Source organism: Rhodococcus sp. P1Y (genome assembly GCF_003641205.1).
GTDB lineage: Bacteria > Actinomycetota > Actinomycetes > Mycobacteriales > Mycobacteriaceae > Rhodococcoides.
In genome coordinates, this window is the sequence record NZ_CP032762.1 from 5,132,673 (window position 1) to 5,149,761 (window position 17,089).

The following is a 17,089-nucleotide window of genomic DNA, read 5'->3' on the forward strand; positions in this document are numbered from 1 at the left end:
AATTCTACCTACTCGAGGGCAGCGTCATTTCCTCCACGTCACGAATCAACGTCGACACCCTGCGATCGCGAGTCAGCTTCCGTTCGAGAATGGGATTGAGGATCCCGCGTAACCAGAAGTACGGCAACCACACGGCCGGCGCGATGACGCGCGCGCGGCGTTCGCACACTGCGCCTACCACTAGGTCAGCAGCGCGTTCGGCGGAGAGCCGTCGATCGAGTGGCCACGGCAGCAGGTCACCGATGCGATGTCCGATCGGATGGTCGTCGAGCGTCTCTCGCGCAAGCCCGGTGTCGACCACTCCGAAATACGCAAGCCCCGCCGACGCTCCGACGGCAGCCAATTCGATCCGCAGCGCTCGACCCAACTGCTCGACGGCGGCCTTGCTCACCATGTACGGAGCGCCACCCATCCCCGGAGTGAATGCAGCGCACGACGCGACCAGCAGGATGTGGCCTCCGCGTTCGACGATCTCGTCGGCGCCGGCGCGGACGACGTTGAGGACACCGCCGAAATTCACCGCCATCACGTTGTCGAACACGTCGCGGTCGATCGTTCGAATAGTCGCCGGAGGCGGGGTAATTCCGGCGCCTGCGACGATCGCGTCCAGCCCACCGAACCTCTCGACCGTTCGGCGCACACACTCGACCATGGCCTCGGAATCGGTGACGTCCGCTTCCAGCAGCAGAATCTGTTCGGACGCAACGACAGTCGTCGGGAAGTCTCGGTCGACGACCGCAACCGACGCACCGGATTCGACCAATTTTCTTACCGTCGCAGCGCCGATCCCCCGCGCCCCTCCGGTGACGAGCACAACCGTACCCGGCAGCGATATCCGCCCGAGTCCGCTCATGCGACGCTCCCTTCCGATTCCATGGATGCCGCTGTACGCATGGATGCCGCTGTACGACAGCGGTAATCGTCGATGTCGACCGTCGACATGGCGTGCGTGAAGCTGCGCACCGAACCGGGCCAGTACGTCACGTTCCTGCCCGACGGGCTCAGGTAGTAACTACTGCATCCACCGGAGTTCCAGACCGAGCCCGCAAGCCGCGCATCGGTGTGCTCGGCAAATTCTCGCTGCGCGTCGCGGCTCACCTCCAGCGCGACGAGTGATCTCGAGTCCATGACGCGAAGGGCGTCGAGGATGTAGTTCACCTGGACTTCGATGGTGACGACCTGTGAGGTGTAGACCACCGAGTTCGGGCCGAGCAGCATGAAGAAGTTCGGGAAGCCGTGCACGGTCGTCCCGCGGTACGACGTCATCTCCCCTGCCGGCCACGCCTCGGCCAACGACGTTCCCGCTCGTCCGCGGATGCGTCGAAATCCCGAATGCCCCGCGACGGTGAACCCGGTTCCGAGGACGATCGCGTCGACGTCGTGTGTGCGGCCGTCGGCGGTGACGATGCCTTCCGGCCGAATCCGCGCAATCGGAGTCGTCTCCACCGAGACGTTGTCCCGGCACAGGGCGGGATAGAACGCGTTGGAGAACGTCGGCCGCTTGCACCCGAATGCATATCGAGGAGTGAGCTTGTCCCGGAGGTCTGCGTCTTTCACCTGACGCTTCAGGTGCGCACGTCCGAGTGCCGTCAGGGGCGCCAGAAGCGACCGGTGACGAATGAGACCGGGCACCAAGGCTTCTTGAAACAGGTCGAACGACCTGCGCATCGCGCGCTGCAGCACCGGGAACCGACGCAGGACTGCTCTACCCGATGCGGAGATGGGCCGGTCGGGATGCGGAAGTATCCACGTAGGAGTTCGCTGGAACAGCGTCAGGTGCAGTGCTTGCTCGGCTATGCGGGGAACGAACTGGACGGCCGACGCTCCGGTGCCGATGACGGCAACGCGGTCACTCGCCACCGAGTGTTGGTGATTCCATTCGGCCGAGTGGAAGACGGTACCGGCGAACGTGTCGAGACCTTCGATGTTCGGTCGGGCAGGTTCGCTGAAGGGCCCCAATGCGCCGATGAGCACACGGGCCGACCACGTACCGTGCGCGGTTGTGACCAACCACCGGGCCTCGTCCTCGATCCACACCGCCTCGAGAACTTCGTGACCGAACAGGATTCGGTCACGGATACCGAATCGGTCCGTGCAGTGATTGAGGTACTCCTCGATCTCCGGTTGCAGCGGGTACAGGCGGGTCCACCCTGGATTCGGTGCGAACGAGAACGAGTAGAGCGCCGAGGGGATGTCGCACTGCGCACCGGGATAGGTGTTGACGTGCCACGTCCCGCCTACTGCGTCGTCGCGCTCGAAGATCAGGAAGTCTGCTCGCCCTTCTTGTTCGAGGCGGATCGCGGCGCCGAGTCCGCCGAATCCCGCTCCGATGATGGCGACGTCTATCCGGGGTACTTGCGTTGCAGCCATGGATAAGGTGCTCCTTCTACAGATCGAGTACGAGAACGTCGCCGTCGGCGGCTGCGCGCGAGACACAGATCGCAATCGAGGAGTTTCGGTCCTCGTCGCCGAGCACACGATCGCGGTGCTCGACTCGCCCCGCGACCAGACCGACGACGCAGGCGCCGCAGAAACCCTGTCGGCACGAATACGGCTGATCCGGTCTCGTCCGACGAAGGGCGGCCAACGCGGTTTCCTGCGCGCCGACGGCGACTGTCTCGCCGGAACGACTCAGGTGCATCGTGAACGGCATTCCGTCCACCACCGCTGCAGGAGTGAACAGTTCGGTGTGGAACTCCCGGACGTTTCCCTGCCGCATCGCTTCACCGCGGAGCGCCGAGGACAGAGGCGCCGGTCCACACACGTACATCGCGCTGCCCTCCCGCGCGTATCCCACGATGTCGGCGGCGGACGCAAGGCCGTCGACGTCGTCGGTCTCGACGATGATGCGGCTGTCCGATCGCTGCGCCAGCTGTTCGAGTTCCGCGAGGAACGGCAGGCTCTCCCTGGTTCGACCGCGGTAGTACAACGACCATTCGGCCCCGTCCTCGGCCGCACGCTCGATCATCGCTCGGATCGGTGTGATGCCGATGCCCGCGGCCACAAAGAAGTACCGTCTCGCCCGAGCCAACGGAAAAGCATTGCGCGGTCCGCGGATTCGCAGAACTTCTCCACCGGAAAGGTTGTGCATCTCCTCGGACACACTGCCGCCGAGGATTCTTCGGACGGCGATACGGTAGTGGGCACCGCCGTCGGGACGACCGGCAAGCGAATACTGCCGAAGTGCACCCGACGGAGTGGTCACATCGATGTGTGCGCCGGGAAGCCATGTCGGTAGTGGACGATTCTCTGTGCGGCGCAGCAGAAACGACTTGACGTCCACCGCCTCGTCGGCGATGCCGTCGACGATCGCATCGAACTCGTACCCGACGTGACGACGCGGACGGGCCGGAGACAGCGCTGTCACGACGGTCGACTCGGCAACCAGCTTGGCGTAGACGCGGGACGCGGCGCCGATGGCACGTAGACCGACACCGGCAGTCACTGGGCCGCCAGCGCTGCAGGCGAGGTCGCCAGGTAGTGCACGGCCTTGTCGATGTCTCCCATGTCGGAGGGGTGAAAACCGGGCCGTACGTACAGGGCGAGCTGCACGAAGAGAAAGGACAGGCCTGGAATGAGATGTTTGTGCGACGCCCTGGCGAAGGCGAGCGGCCACGGCATCCGGATACCGCGAAAACGCGTCGTACGTGGTGTGGCAACAGGATTGCGGTACAGGTACGCGGCCGTGCTGAACCACAGCACCGCAAGCCCTGCACTGGCTACGACAGCGGTTCGGGCGCGCCGGAAACCGCCGCCGTCCACGTACTGGTAAGCGTCGAAAGCAACGTTACGATGCTCGAGTTCCTCGGCGCCGTGCCAGCGCAGCAGATCCAGCATCGTCGGATCGACGCCCAGCCGGTCGAACTCGGTGTTGTCGAGCAGCCATTCACCGACGACGGCAGTGAAATGTTCTGCAGCGGCGTAGATTCCGAGACGCTCATGTAGCCACACCCGGCCGGCGCGCCCGGTCAGCCCATGATCACCGAAGACCACGCCCACCGCGAAACGGATGCGGCGCAGGATGGGCTCGATATCGACTCCGTGTGCGACGAGATAGTCACGGAAGCTTTCGTGCGAGGACGCATGCGTGGCCTCTTGGCCGACGAATCCGACGACCTCTTCGTGCAACCTGCGGTCGTCGATCGACGGGAGCGCCCGGGCGAACACGTCGGCCATGGCCCGCTCGCCCTCGGGCAGTACCAGGTGCATCACATTCCAGAAGTGCGTCGCGTACCAGTCGCCGGGGATGTACTGCAGAGGAACATTCGACCAGTCGAACCGCACGGCGCGCGCGACGATCGCATAGGACTCGTCGTCGTACATATCGTTCGAATCGACCCCTGAATTGCGAGGCATCCGTTCTCCGTTCCTGTGCACGTGACCACTTCCAGTCAGTCAAGTGTTACACAGCAACAGTAAGTGTTGCAATGTTGCATTCAGGTGACCGTTAGGATCGTGCGATGCACCCCGACGGAGTCGACGGACCAATTCTCGACGCGGCGTTCGAGCTCTTCGGTGAAGTCGGCATCGCCAGGACCACCATCGGCGACGTCGCGAAACGAGCACGCATAAACCGAGTGACCGTCTACCGCCGTATCGGATCGAAGGACGAACTGGTCCAGGCCGTCATGGCGCGCGAGGCGAGACGGCTTCTCCAGTCGGTGTCGGCAGCTGCGTCGGAGCAGCCCTCCCTCGCCGACGGTGTCGCACATGGATTCGCAGCAACAGTCGACTCCGTGCGCACCAATCCGGTACTGCTGAAGATGTTCGACTCGGAGAATCCGGTAGTCCTGGAAGAACTGACCGTCAACGCGTCCGGCCTGCTCGCCCCCGCGATTTTGGCCGCAACCCACATCGCACACGGTGCGTCACCGTCGACGGCCTTCGCCATTCCGGACGGACCCGAAATCGTCGTCCGGGTCGTCCATTCGATCCTCTTGACGCCTTCGGCGGGCGCTGCCCTGGACACCTACGACGACCTGCTCGCCTTCGCCCACCGAAACATCGTCCCGATGCTGGCCGAGGCATAACCCGCGCTAGAGGGAGCGCGCAGTCCCGAGCACGGTGACCAGAACATCGGTCAGCAGGGCCTCGACCTGTTCACGATCGAGCGTCTCCCGCACCAGCCACTCACGCCCCGCCGCCTTCACCATGCCGCCGAACGCGCGAACCACCGACGCCGCCAGCACCGGATCGGCACCGTCGAACGCCGTCGCATGCAACACTCGCTCTGCCGCGAGATCGTCGGCCTCGTCCAGTATTCGAGCAACCTGCTCGTCCACACCGGATCCGCTCGACATCGAGACCCACGCCCTCCCGTGCGTCTCGATCACTCCGACCAGCCAGTGCACGCTTCCCCGTGCACGCTCCTGAAGCGAACCAGCCGGCAGATGCACATCCTCGATCGGCGGAACCGTCACCAGAAACCGAACACATTCGAGGTAGAGATCGCGCTTGCTACCGACATAGTGATTGACCAGACCCCGCGCGACACCAGCCGACGCCGCGACATCGGCCATCGAAACCTCGGCATACGGCTTGTCGCCGAACAACCGAACAGCGCTCGCCAGAATCTGCGTCCGGCGCTCGTCCGGCTCCAACCGACTCCACTTGGGAGCGTTCACCGATGCCATAGCACCCATGATCCCATCCGGCACCTCGGCTACACGGAAGGACTTACCATCAACGACCCGTGTACGTCGCCTTCCCCGGGCCGTCGACGAGGAAACTCTGCACCGCTCCGCGAAGATCCTCGGTCTCGAACAACGCCCCCGACACCTCGGACGTGATCTCGTCCGCATGAGCAATACCGCCCGAACGCCACGCTGCCACAATCTTTTTGGTGGCAGCGTGAGCCACCGTCGGACCGGAGGCCAACCGCTCGACCAGGGCACGGGCAGAGGCGTCGACGTCGTCGTGGATTTGACCCACGACGCCCCACTCCTTCATCGTCTGCGCGTCGTACAGGTCTCCCGTCATGACGAGTTCGCGTGCACGACCCGAGCCGGCCCGCTCGGCAAGGCGCTGCGGACCACCCATCGACGGGGTAAGCCCGACGACGGTTTCGACGAGTCCGAATTTCGCTTTCGGGCTCGCGAGAATGATGTCGCACGCCAGCGAGATCTCGAATGCGGCCGTCAAGGTGAGCCCGTGGGCGGCGTAGACGACGGGGCACGGAAGCGCCTCGAGCGGGTGGGCGATATCGGCGAACAGCTGCCGCCAGAGGTCGGCACCCTGCTGTGCGCTGAGACCGTCGAAGACGTGCACGTCGACGCCTGCTGAGTTGACCTTGCCCTCGGCCCTCAGCAGCACTGCCCTGGGCGGATTAGCGGTGAGATCGGCCACGTCCTTCGCCACCGAATCGAACATGGCCTGATCGAAGAGATTGAGCGGGCCGTGGTCGAAGGTCAGCACCGCGACCTCTGCGCCTGCATCCGAGGTGTACCTGACGAGGGAGGTGGGTTGGTCAGCCATGACTGCCAGAGTGCCATACGCTGCGAAGGACCTTGTTACCGGCGAGTATTGTGCGCACTGGATTACCGTTATCTGGAGGAACACACATGAAGCGCAGCTTGTTCGACGAGGACCACGACGCGTTCCGCGCATCCGTCCGCGAATTCGTCACCCGCACGATCACTCCCCGTGAAGAGAAGCTCGTCGAGCAACGCTTCATCGATCGCGACATCTGGCTAGAAGCAGGCAGGAACGGCTTCCTCGGGCTCGAGGTTCCCGAAGAGTACGGCGGCAGCGGCGCCGACGACTACCGTTTCAACGCGGTACTCGGTGAGGAACTGTCTCGCTCGAGTGCGGCAGTGGCGTCGTGCTTCGGTATTCACTACGACATCGTGGCGCCGTATCTGGTGAAACTGACCACCGAGGAGCAGAAGAAGCGCTGGCTGCCCGGGTTCTGCAGCGGCGAGATCCTGACGGCGATCGCGATGACCGAGCCGTCCGGCGGATCCGATCTTGCCGCGCTGAAGACCACGGCTGTCAAAGACGGCGACGACTTCATCATCAACGGTTCGAAGACGTTCATCACCAACGGAAACAGTGCCGACCTCGTCATCGTGGCCACGCGCACCACGCCGGAGAAGAAGGCCAAGGGCATCACGCTCTTCGCCGTGGAGAACGGCACCGAAGGATTCTCGCGAGGACGCAAGCTCGACAAGGTGGGTCAGCCCGAATCCGACACCGCCGAACTCTTCTTCGAGAACGTTCGCGTGCCTGCATCCAACATGATCGGTGAGTTCGACGGCGGCTTCATCCACATGATGCAACTGCTCCCCCAGGAACGGATCAGTTGTTCGGTAGCGAACCTCGGACATGTTCGCCCGATTCTCGAGGACACGATCCAGTACGCCAAGGATCGCAAGGCGTTCGGTCAGCAGATCGGGTCGCTGCAGTGGAACAAATTCCTGATCGCCGAGCTGGTCACCAAACTGGATGTGGCACAGGCATACATCGACAACTGCATCGTCGCCCACGGCAAAGGTGAACTCACGGCGATCGATGCCGCCAAGGCGAAATGGTGGAGTTCGCAGGTGCAGAACGAGATTCTCGACCACTGCGTCCAGCTGCACGGCGGCTACGGCTTCATGAACGAATACCGCGCCGCCCGCGCGTGGAAAGACGCTCGCGTCACCAAGATCTGGGCAGGGTCGAACGAAATCATGAAGGAACTCATCGGCCGGGATCTGGGGCTGTAGGCGCCTTCGGCGCACGTGAACGGAAATACACAGCGGGCTGTGCATTTCCGTTCACGTGCGTGGATCTATTCGAACGCGGGCCTGGCGTAGAACGAGACGGCCACCATCCCGATCAGCAACACGATCGCGGGCAGCACCAGGGACTGAGCCATCGCCGACGTGAAACCGTCGCGCAGCATTTCCGGTACGCGCCCACTGAATTCGTTGGCACCTGCCGCGTCGGACCCGGGGATCTCCACTGCCAAGCGCGACTGAATGAGCGCGCCGATTCCGGCACTACGGAGTACGGACCCGATCATGCGGGTCGTGTTGTAGATGCCGGCGCCAGCACCCGCCTGACTCATCGGCAGGTTGCGAGTTGCAGTGGCCGCCAACGGAGACCAGATCATGGCATTGGCGACGCCCATCAGCGCAACGGGAAGCAGGAGCTTCCAGATCGCGGTGGTCGGCGTCATGAGCGCGGCAAAGGCCAGTAGCGCGATTGCGAGCAAGAACAGGCCACTACCGGCGATGTAGCGCGGATGCATTCGGTCGACGAGCTTGCCCACATTCGGAGCCAATGCCCCGGTCAGCACTGCCATCGGTACGAACAGCAGGGCCGAGCGCGTCGGACTGAGCCCGGTAACGCTCTGGGCGTAGAACATGATCGGTAGCATCATGCCCGACATCGCGAATCCCATTGCGGCGATACCGATGTTGGACAAAGAGAAGTTGCGATCGCGGAACAGGGCGAGCGGAACCAGCGGCTCGTTCCTGTTCTTCGCTTGCCAGTAGACGAACGCCGCGAAGATGACGATTCCCGCCACGATCAGCGACCAGACACGTCCATCCCAGTCGAACTTTTGGCCCTCCTGAATTCCGAACACGATGCAGAACAAGCCGATACCGCTCAGCGCGACGCCCAGGAGGTCGAACTTGTGCTCGTTCGTCGGCAACACCGGAACGAACTTGAGCGCCAACACTATAGCGACGACACCGACGGGCAGGTTGATGAAGAAAATCCATTCCCAGCCGAGTGAATCGACGAGCACTCCGCCGAGGATGGGCCCGACGAGAGTGGCGACGCCGGCGACGGCGCCCCATGCACCCATCGCCGTTCCACGCTTGTCCGCCGGGAACACGCGGGTGATGACGGCCATGGTCTGCGGGGTGATCATCGCAGCTCCGACGCCTTGCACGGCGCGGGCTGCGATCAGCATTTCGATCGAGCCGGACAGACCACACCACGCCGAAGCCAATGTGAACACGACCAAGCCTGCAATGTAGAGATTCCGCGGACCGAATCGGTCACCGAGGCGTCCGGTCACGAGAAGTGGCACGGCATAAGCCAACAGATACGCACTGGTGACCCAGATGACGTTGTTGATATCGGTGTTCAAGCCCTCCAGAATTGCAGGCTGAGCAACCGCGACGATCGTCGTGTCCACGAGGATCATGAAGAAGCCGAGACACAGCGCCCACAGGGCGGGCCACGGTTTGATCTCGGTATCGGGCACGACTACTTCGGTTTGCACAGGTCTCCCCCATTGTTCGATGTGTGTCCTGCGCGTCGGGCTGCCATCTCGGATGCCATGTCCTCGGTAAGCCAGGGAATTCGGCCCGTCTCGATGTCGTCGACGAATTTCTCGAGCCACGCGATCTCGCCGGCGATCATGGCCCGCATGAATCTCAGCCCGACGTAGAAGATCGACGGGACCGCCCGCGCGGTGACGGCGCTCTCGATCACCGCCAGCTCGGCGTCCTCAGTCAATTTGTGTCGGATTCGCCTGCGCACGCACGAGACAGCGTGCACGGCATCGATATTGTGAATCTCCGACAGTGCGAGTACGAACTGTGGATATTCCGGTATCGGCTCCGCGACGATCTCCGAGATTCTTGCCGCCAACGCGTCACGCCCGGAGTCGGTGACCTCGTACGTTGTCCGCTCGGGCCGGTTGCCTTCCCGTTCTGTGCCGACTTCGCGCACCAAGTCGTTCTCGACGAGCCTGTCGACGGCGTGATACAGCGAACCGGGTCGCACTTTGACGATTCGGTCTTCTTTTCGCGACATCAACAGTTGATACATCTCGTACGGATGCATCGGCCCCTCGTTGAGCAGCGCAAGCACTGCGATCCCGAGCGGCGTCAAAGTTTTCCCCGCCATCAAGATCTCCCAACTGAATTATTCCAGTTGGAATATTAGCGCATGCCTGTGAGCGCGTAGATCCCGCCGGTGCCAACTACGCGCGCACGGGTGGCGGAAGCACAAAAAGGCCGGACACTCGGAGCGAACTCCGTGTATCCGGCCTTTTCAGTACCTGAACTGAAGACAGCATTAAGCCGTCAGCAATTTCGGGTGGCGATCCTTTAGGGGATCAGATAGCGCGAACGCCTGTGGCCTGGGGGCCCTTCTGGCCCTGGCCGACCTCGAACTCCACGCGCTGACCCTCGTCGAGCGACTTGAAGCCAGTTCCCTGGATCTCCGAGTAGTGAACGAACACGTCAGGTCCGCCACCGTCCTGCTCGATGAAGCCGAAGCCCTTTTCGCCGTTGAACCACTTAACACTGCCCTGCGTCATACTGTAAACCTTCTGTAAGCGAGCTAGCTCTTCACGTCGAAGCACTAATCTCATTTGCGATACTGCCATTGATCACGCCTCAGCGAAACAGCAGGGGCAAAAAAATTTTTCAGGTTGGTTCCACAGACGGCGCGATAGCGTCTATCCGGTGGATTCACATCATCACGACATCATTCGCCTGGCGTGGTCGAGACGCCTTGGCCTGCAGGATTCTGCCCTGACCCCATTCGGCCGATATATCGAAGTCAGGCCTAGTGAGACTTCGGTCACATTCGTTCAACTCGGCGGTGCGTCCGTGCTCATCGGGCCCGAGGAAGCAGTTGCCTCCGCGGCACAACACACGGACGACGAACTGTCTCGTCGCGGGTTCTTGGCCGAAAAGCTGCAGGGACGCGGCCACGGGCCGGTGATTCTGTCGTTCGCGGGCGACATCGGCACCACCCTCGACCGACACGATCCGTTGATTTCGCACGACCTCGACCATGTCCTCGCCCTCGAAGCTCTGTGCGCGCCTGATGACGTCCTCGCGGCCGAGCTGACCCGAAAGCGTTCCTGGTTCACCCTTCTCAGCGACAACGAACCGGCCGACACCGCGCCGCCGCTGTCCGGCGCGGCCTATCTGGAATGGGAAGGCGTGCTCGCGGACGTCGGTGTACTGACCGCACCCGCAGCCCGACGGCAGGGGAACGGACAGGTCGTTGCCCGTCTCGTCACCAACGACGCATTCGACGAGGGCATGATTCCGCAGTGGCGCACGAACGCGGAGAACACGACGGCGAGGCGACTCGCCTCGCGTCTCGGATACGAAGAATGGGGCGTGTTCGTCACAGTGGACATCTCGACATAAGTAGGTTGAAGGTATGAGCTACGTCGAGAACGGCAAGGAATTCACGCGCGACACCAACTACATCGAGACGCGCGTGACCGCTGACGGTCGCGACGGTTATGCCGTCGAGCCAGGTCGCTATCGGTTGATTGCCGCGCGTGCCTGCCCGTGGGCGCATCGGTCGATCATCGTCAGGCGGCTTCTCGGTTTGGAGGACGCTCTGTCGCTGGGGATTCCAGGGCCGACCCACGATCCGCGGAGCTGGAACTTCGACGAGGAACCCGGCGGGATCGACCCGGTGCTGAAGATCGAACGGCTGCAGGACGCGTATTTCGCGCGCTTCCCCAACTACCCGCGCGGCATCACCGTGCCTGCAATCGTCGAGATCGAGACGGGGCAGGTGGTCACCAACGACTACCCGCAGATGACGCTCGACTTCTCGACGGAGTGGACGCAGTACCACCGCGAGGGCGCACCCGACCTGTATCCGGAAGCCCTCCGAAGCGAAATCGACGACGTGGCGCACCGGGTGTTCACCGAGGTCAACAACGGTGTCTACCGCTGCGGATTCGCCGGATCCCAGGACGCCTACGACAAGGCGTACGACAGATTGTTCACCGCACTGGACTGGCTTACCGGACGCCTGAGCGAGCAGCGCTACCTGGTGGGTGACACCATCACCGAAGCCGACGTGCGCCTGTTCACCACGCTCGTGCGTTTCGATGCCGTCTACCACGGTCACTTCAAGTGCAATCGCACCAAGCTGAGCGAGATACCGGTGCTGTGGAACTACGCGCGCGACTTGTTCCAGACACCGGGCTTCGGCGATACCGTCGACTTCGACCACATCAAACGGCATTACTACGTGGTACACACCGACATCAATCCCACCGGGATCGTGCCCAAGGGTCCCGACCTGCACGGCTGGCTTGCGCCACACGGCCGCGAGTCACTCGGCGGCCGTCCGTTCGGCGACGGCACTCCGCCGCCGCCGCCGAAGGACGAGGAGATCGTGCCCGCCGATCACTGGGTGCCGGCGTAGGTTCCGAAGCTCCAGAAGACACCTTCGGGGTCGCGGCAGGTGAAGCCGCGGCTTCCGTAGTCCTCCTCGCGTAATTCCTGAGTGACGGCGCCTCCAGCGGCCACCACGCGGTCGTGGATCGCGGCGGGGTCACCGGTGACGACGTAAGCCGACCCCACCCCCGCGGGCAGCCCGGCGATCGCACTGTCGGGCCTTACGCTGCCGAGCATGACCCCGCCGCCCTCGGGCCAACGGAGTTCGGCGTGCTCGACCTGTTCCCCCTCTCCGTAGACAGCGGCTTCGGTGAATCCGAGTACGTCGACGAGAAAACGGATGGCTGCGCGGGCGTCGTCGTATCGGAAGCAAGGCCACACGCTGTTCGCTGTATCAGTCATGTAGGCAATCCTGCTCGCCTCGCTCGTCGGCGTCTTGGACGAATGCGAACTCCTCTTCCCGACGCCACCGCGACGGCGACAGACCCGCTAGGTCACGCCACTCCCGAGCCATATGGGCCTGGTCGTAGTACCCACACCGAGCGGCGACGTCGGCGAGAGGCGGTATCTCAGGTCGTCGCAGAAACTGGTGCGAGCGGTCGAATCGGGCAATGCGCGCCGAGTCCTTCGGGCCGACCCCGAACTCGGCGGTGAACCGGTTGACGAGATGCCTGCGGCTCCAACCGATGCTCGACGCCACGTCACCGACCCGTTCTCGGCCGTGGGATCCCACCAGCAGAGTCCACGCCTGCGCCAACGTCGGATCGATCTCGCTCTCCTTCAGCGAGCGACACAGGATCTCGTCGACGATGTCGAACCTGGCGTCCCACGAATCCTCGGCGCCGATCCGGTCCGTCAGCTCCCGCGCACCGGGCAGCACCTCCGACAGATCCACCATCCACTCCCCCAGCGCCGACGTCGGAACACCGAACAGAGCCCGAGCACCGGCAGGAGTCAACGACAGCTGAATGCCGTGCTGGCTGCCGTCGTGTGCGATCGTCACCGGTTCGGTCGAGATTCCGCTTGCCAGAGTTTCGAACGTGCACGAACCCTGATGAGGTGAATTCGCGATCTCGAGCTTCGAGTCGATCGACAGGATCACCGTCAAATTGGGACTCGGCATACCGACGTGGGTGCCCGCCTCGAAGCCTTTCAGTCGATACCCGTCGTACGACGCCACGTAGGGCCGCAGCCGTGCCGTGGGAGGTCGTTGTGCGCCGTCCGAGACCCCGGTCATCTACGCAGGGTAGAACCGTAGGCGAACGGGTACCAGCCCTGGCGAGGAAACATCGAACGCGAGCGGAGCACGAATGGCGAAGAGCAAGGACGACAAGGTCGACGTGATCAAGGAGGGCGGGCGGCTCGAAAGCGCGCTCGTCAAGATCCTCGACAACGCCAGCCGCCTGCAGGGACCGGCCGTCGAAAAGTACGTCGGCTACATGCGTCGGGCGCACCCGGACGACACCCCCGCCCAATTGATCGAACGTCTCGAAAACAGATTTCTTCTCGCCGTGACAGGCAGCGGCAGCGCCGTCGGCGGCGCGGCAGCGGTCCCCGGCGTCGGAACGATCGCGTCGATTGCGGCGGTCGGCGCAGAAACCGCGTTCTTCATCGAGTCCTCGGCACTACTGACCCTGTCCGTCGCATCGGTTCACGGCATACCGGTCCACGATCATCAGCAGCGGCGGGCACTCGTGCTGTCCGTGGCGCTGGGTGAATCGGGAATGCAGATCGTGCAGAAGACCGTCGGTAGTTCGGCGAAGAACTGGGGTCCGCTCATCACCTCGCGCATCCCCGGCGGCGCGATGACGAACATGAACAAGTCACTGGTCAAGAAGTTCGTGCAGAAGTACCTCGCCAAACGCAGCGCTCTGCTGTTCGGCAAGTTGCTTCCAGCAGGAATCGGGGCGGTGATCGGCGGCGCGGGCAACCGGGTCATCGGCAAGGGCGTCATTCGCAATGCGCGCGAAGCGTTCGGTCCGGCGCCAAGGGCCTTTCCCGAGACGCGCATCATCGACGCCGACCCCATCGACGGAATTCTCGAGCAATGATCGAGCGTTGGGGGAAGGTATGAGCACCGACACACCAGAGACCGGCACACTCGGAATTTGGCGTCATTTCTCGGGAATCCCGCCCGAGCTGGCGCGGCTGATCGAATCCTCGGGCTACGGCACGATCTGGCTGGGCGGATCGCCTCCGGCTGATCTGACGTCCGTGGAAGAGGTTCTCGACGCCACCGAATCCGTCATCGTCGCAACCGGAATCGTCAACATCTGGTCCGCAGCCGCACCCGAGGTAGCCGAGTCGTACCACCGCATCGACAAGAAGCATCCCGGACGCTTCCTCCTCGGCATCGGAGCCGGACATCCCGAAGCGACGCAGGAGTACCGGAAACCGTACGACGCCCTGGTCGAATATCTGGACGCTCTCGACGAGGGCGGCGTCCCCGCGTCGAGGCGAGTGCTCGCTGCCCTCGGGCCGAAGGTGCTGAAGCTCGCAGCCGACCGAACCGCAGGTGCACACCTACTTGACGACGCCGGAGCACACCGCCGAGGCCCGCGAGATACTCGGTCTGGACAAGATCCTCGCACCCGAGCACAAGGCCGTCCTCGAGACCGACCCGGCGAAGGCTCGCGAAATCGGCCGACCACCGGTGAACAATCCTTATCTGCAGCTGCGCAACTACACCAACAACTTGAAGCGGTTGGGGTACAGCGACTCCGAGATCGGAAACGGGGGAAGCGACCGACTCATCGACGCCCTGGTGGCGCACGGTGACGCCAACGCCATCGCCGAACGACTCCGCGAGCACATTACTGCTGGTGCATCCCATGTGACGTTGCATTCCCTGCCCGACGGTGACGACCCGTCGCGCACCTACCGAGAGGTCGCAGCCGCGTTTCTCCACCGGTAGGTGACACCGGAACCGACCGTAGAACCCGTAATCTCGTACCGGGCCGGATCATCCGGCCCGGTACGGCAATCTCATCGGTCGGGGGAATCGCACATATGACGTACGGCTTCGGCGGTAACGCACTCGAGACGCACGGCCTCACCAAGAGCTTCGGAACGATTCGAGCTGTGTCGGATCTGACTTTCGCCGTGCCACGAGGGTCCATCACCGGGTTCCTGGGTCCGAATGGCTCGGGGAAGACGACCACGCTGCGATTGATCTTGGGCTTGTCGAAACCGACAGCGGGAATCGGCCTTGTCGCGGGCGCGCCGTTCTCCGCGCTGACCAATCCAGCGAAGACTGTCGGCGCCGTTCTGGACTCACGCAGCCTGCACCCCAAGCGCACCGCGGTAGGCCATCTGGGCATCTTCGCCTCGGCGATCGGCGTGCCCGATTCCCGTGCGGACGACGTACTTCGCCTGGTCGGACTAGCGGATGCAGCGCGGCGCCAGGTCGGCGCGTTCTCCCTCGGTATGCGGCAACGGCTGGCATTGGCCACCGCCCTGCTCGGCGATCCGGAGATCCTGGTTCTCGACGAGCCTGCCAACGGACTCGATCCCGAAGGCATCGCCTGGTTGCGCGACTTCTTGAAGTCCTTCGCGTCGAGCGGTCGGACCGTCCTGATCTCGAGCCACCTCCTCCGCGAGGTCGAAGCGACCGTGGACAACCTGGTGATCGTCAGCGCCGGATCGCTCGTCTACCAGGGCAGCATCGAAACGCTCCGCGCATCGAGGCCGAGTCGAATTCTCGTCACGGTGTCCGATCCGGCGGCGCTCGCCTTGGCTCTGGCATCCCGTGGCGTCACCAACACCCAGTTTCTGCCCGACGGTCGACTCGCCGTCGCAGGCAGTGACGGCGACACCATCGCTAGCGTCGCAACAGACGCCGCGGTGACCGTGTTCGGGACCACCCACGAACACGTCGATCTCGAGCAGGTGTTCCTTTCCATGACGGCAGGCCAGTTCGCTGCACCATCGCCTGGCTACGGGCCGCCCTCGGGCTATCCGACTGCCCCCGGCTATCCGACTGCCCCGGGCTATCCGACTGCCCCGGGTTACGGACCGCCCCCGGGATACGCTCCCGCCCCGGGGTACGGGCCGAGTTCTGCCTACCAACGACCGCTGGGCTACCAACCCCCGCAGGGATACCCGCCACCGCAGGGCTCGCCGGCACAGGGCTCACCATCACAGGGCTCACCATCACAGGGCTACGGCCCGTCGACGGATCAGCCCGGTCCGACAAGCTGGGACGGGGGCCGGCGATGAACTCTCTCCTGACATCCGAAATTCGCAAGGTCACCACGCTCAAATTCTGGTGGGCCCTGGCTCTACCCCCCGTGTTCGTCGGTGTTTGCGCAAGCGCGATCTCGTCAGCGGTCGCGACCGGCGCGGACGAGCTGACCGGCGGGGACGTCGACGGGATCATCGCCGCCGGCCTCTTCGTTGCGCTCGGATTCGCCATGGTGTTCGCGGCAGTGTTCTCCGCGGTCAACGCCGGCACCGAATTTCGACACGACACGATCACCACGTCGTTCCTCACCACATCCGGCCGTGATCGAATCATCGGTGCGAAAGTTCTGGTCACTGCTCTGTTCGCGCTCGGATACGGACTCGTGGTGTCGATCGTCAGCATCGTGTGTCTGCTGTTGTTCACAGCTGGTCGGTTCTCCTTGACCGGAGACACGATGTCCTACGTCGCTGCAGGCCTGTTCGCCATCGTCCTGTGGTCGATCATCGGTTCGGGCCTCGGCCTCCTCTTCGGCTCGCCCACATGGCCGTCGATCATCATCGTCGGTTGGTTCCCCGTCGGCGAACTGATCACCCTGGGAATTCTGTCGGGCCTCGGAATCGAGGGCGCCTGGTACGTCACCCCCGCTGCACTGACCATGGCGGTCACCGCGGCAGGAAACTTGGACGACACCGGCGGGTTCACGACCTGGCCGTGGGCACCGATCAGTCTGACGCTGTGGGCAGCGATCGCACTCGCCACCGGATGGCTCAGGACGAGGGAGCGCGACATCAACTGAGGGTCT

The 17,089-nt window shown here is 63.5% G+C and carries 18 protein-coding genes and 1 pseudogene; 8 read left to right on the top strand and 11 right to left on the bottom strand.

The window, feature by feature from the left end; translation table 11 throughout:
• Positions 1-4: 4 nt before the first annotated feature.
• Genes D8W71_RS23600 through D8W71_RS23615 form a run of 4 tightly spaced genes read right to left on the bottom strand, consistent with a single transcriptional unit; the run spans position 5 to position 4,356 of the window.
• On the bottom strand, positions 5-853 hold the full coding sequence (locus tag D8W71_RS23600) for an SDR family NAD(P)-dependent oxidoreductase (protein ID WP_121117092.1): 849 nt from the start codon (positions 851-853) through the stop codon (positions 5-7).
• Positions 850-2,370, bottom strand: a complete 1,521-nt coding sequence (locus tag D8W71_RS23605) for a flavin-containing monooxygenase (protein WP_121117094.1) — start codon at positions 2,368-2,370, stop codon at positions 850-852. Before D8W71_RS23605 ends, D8W71_RS23600 begins: the two co-directional genes overlap by 4 nt.
• Before the next feature lie 16 nt (positions 2,371-2,386).
• A complete protein-coding gene (locus D8W71_RS23610; RefSeq protein ID WP_236077588.1) occupies positions 2,387-3,445 on the bottom strand; it encodes a PDR/VanB family oxidoreductase in 1,059 nt (352 codons plus the stop codon).
• Positions 3,442-4,356, bottom strand: coding sequence for a metal-dependent hydrolase (locus tag D8W71_RS23615; RefSeq protein WP_121117096.1), 915 nt, complete (start codon positions 4,354-4,356; stop codon positions 3,442-3,444). Before D8W71_RS23615 ends, D8W71_RS23610 begins: the two co-directional genes overlap by 4 nt.
• Before the next feature lie 104 nt (positions 4,357-4,460).
• On the opposite strand from D8W71_RS23615, the gene D8W71_RS23620 reads away from it, so the two are divergent.
• On the top strand, positions 4,461-5,030 hold the full coding sequence (locus tag D8W71_RS23620) for a TetR/AcrR family transcriptional regulator (protein WP_121117098.1): 570 nt from the start codon (positions 4,461-4,463) through the stop codon (positions 5,028-5,030).
• Between the two features lie 6 nt (positions 5,031-5,036).
• On the opposite strand, the gene D8W71_RS23625 is transcribed toward D8W71_RS23620, so the two are convergent.
• On the bottom strand, positions 5,037-5,633 hold the full coding sequence (locus D8W71_RS23625; RefSeq protein ID WP_121117100.1) for a TetR/AcrR family transcriptional regulator: 597 nt from the start codon (positions 5,631-5,633) through the stop codon (positions 5,037-5,039).
• Positions 5,634-5,682: 49 nt separating this feature from the next.
• Positions 5,683-6,474: an enoyl-CoA hydratase/isomerase family protein gene (locus D8W71_RS23630; RefSeq protein WP_121117102.1), complete on the bottom strand. Its 792-nt coding sequence runs from the start codon at positions 6,472-6,474 to the stop codon at positions 5,683-5,685.
• An 86-nt stretch (positions 6,475-6,560) separates the two neighbouring features.
• Between D8W71_RS23630 and D8W71_RS23635 the strand changes: the two genes are divergently transcribed.
• Positions 6,561-7,706, top strand: coding sequence for an acyl-CoA dehydrogenase family protein (locus D8W71_RS23635; RefSeq protein WP_121117104.1), 1,146 nt, complete (start codon positions 6,561-6,563; stop codon positions 7,704-7,706).
• Between the two features lie 65 nt (positions 7,707-7,771).
• On the opposite strand, the gene D8W71_RS23640 is transcribed toward D8W71_RS23635, so the two are convergent.
• From D8W71_RS23640 to D8W71_RS23650, 3 genes are all read right to left on the bottom strand, one after another.
• Complete coding sequence (locus D8W71_RS23640) at positions 7,772-9,142, bottom strand: DHA2 family efflux MFS transporter permease subunit (RefSeq protein ID WP_236078127.1); 1,371 nt, start codon at positions 9,140-9,142, stop codon at positions 7,772-7,774.
• A 62-nt stretch (positions 9,143-9,204) separates the two neighbouring features.
• Positions 9,205-9,849 (bottom strand): PadR family transcriptional regulator, encoded by a 645-nt coding sequence (locus D8W71_RS23645; RefSeq protein WP_121117109.1) that lies wholly within the window; start codon positions 9,847-9,849, stop codon positions 9,205-9,207.
• 211 nt (positions 9,850-10,060) lie between these two features.
• The gene (locus D8W71_RS23650; protein WP_068369974.1) at positions 10,061-10,264 is read right to left on the bottom strand and encodes a cold-shock protein; all 204 of its coding nucleotides are present in this window, start codon (positions 10,262-10,264) and stop codon (positions 10,061-10,063) included.
• A 148-nt stretch (positions 10,265-10,412) separates the two neighbouring features.
• Here D8W71_RS23650 and D8W71_RS23655 point away from each other — a divergent pair, with 148 nt between their 5' ends.
• Both D8W71_RS23655 and D8W71_RS23660 read left to right on the top strand, forming a co-directional pair.
• Positions 10,413-11,111 (top strand): GNAT family N-acetyltransferase, encoded by a 699-nt coding sequence (locus D8W71_RS23655; RefSeq protein WP_121117111.1) that lies wholly within the window; start codon positions 10,413-10,415, stop codon positions 11,109-11,111.
• 13 nt (positions 11,112-11,124) lie between these two features.
• The gene (locus D8W71_RS23660) at positions 11,125-12,132 is read left to right on the top strand and encodes a glutathione S-transferase family protein (RefSeq protein WP_121117113.1); all 1,008 of its coding nucleotides are present in this window, start codon (positions 11,125-11,127) and stop codon (positions 12,130-12,132) included.
• Here D8W71_RS23660 and D8W71_RS23665 read toward each other — a convergent pair.
• Both D8W71_RS23665 and D8W71_RS23670 read right to left on the bottom strand, forming a co-directional pair.
• The gene (locus tag D8W71_RS23665) at positions 12,114-12,506 is read right to left on the bottom strand and encodes a VOC family protein (RefSeq protein ID WP_121117115.1); all 393 of its coding nucleotides are present in this window, start codon (positions 12,504-12,506) and stop codon (positions 12,114-12,116) included. The two genes, D8W71_RS23660 and D8W71_RS23665, sit on opposite strands and share 19 nt — an antisense overlap.
• Complete coding sequence (locus tag D8W71_RS23670; RefSeq protein WP_201265174.1) at positions 12,499-13,341, bottom strand: helix-turn-helix domain-containing protein; 843 nt, start codon at positions 13,339-13,341, stop codon at positions 12,499-12,501. The genes D8W71_RS23665 and D8W71_RS23670 overlap by 8 nt, the downstream gene beginning before the upstream one ends.
• A gap of 73 nt (positions 13,342-13,414) precedes the next feature.
• Here D8W71_RS23670 and D8W71_RS23675 point away from each other — a divergent pair, with 73 nt between their 5' ends.
• The 4 genes and pseudogenes from D8W71_RS23675 (at position 13,415) to D8W71_RS23690 (ending at position 17,083) form a co-directional block, all read left to right on the top strand.
• Entirely contained in the window at positions 13,415-14,155 is a 741-nt protein-coding gene (locus D8W71_RS23675; protein WP_121117116.1) for a hypothetical protein, read from the top strand.
• A 19-nt stretch (positions 14,156-14,174) separates the two neighbouring features.
• A pseudogene (locus D8W71_RS23680) lies at positions 14,175-15,018 on the top strand (LLM class F420-dependent oxidoreductase).
• Between the two features lie 95 nt (positions 15,019-15,113).
• On the top strand, positions 15,114-16,322 hold the full coding sequence (locus D8W71_RS23685) for an ABC transporter ATP-binding protein (protein ID WP_121117118.1): 1,209 nt from the start codon (positions 15,114-15,116) through the stop codon (positions 16,320-16,322).
• On the top strand, positions 16,319-17,083 hold the full coding sequence (locus D8W71_RS23690; RefSeq protein ID WP_121117120.1) for an ABC transporter permease: 765 nt from the start codon (positions 16,319-16,321) through the stop codon (positions 17,081-17,083). The genes D8W71_RS23685 and D8W71_RS23690 overlap by 4 nt, the downstream gene beginning before the upstream one ends.
• Positions 17,084-17,089: the final 6 nt, after the last annotated feature.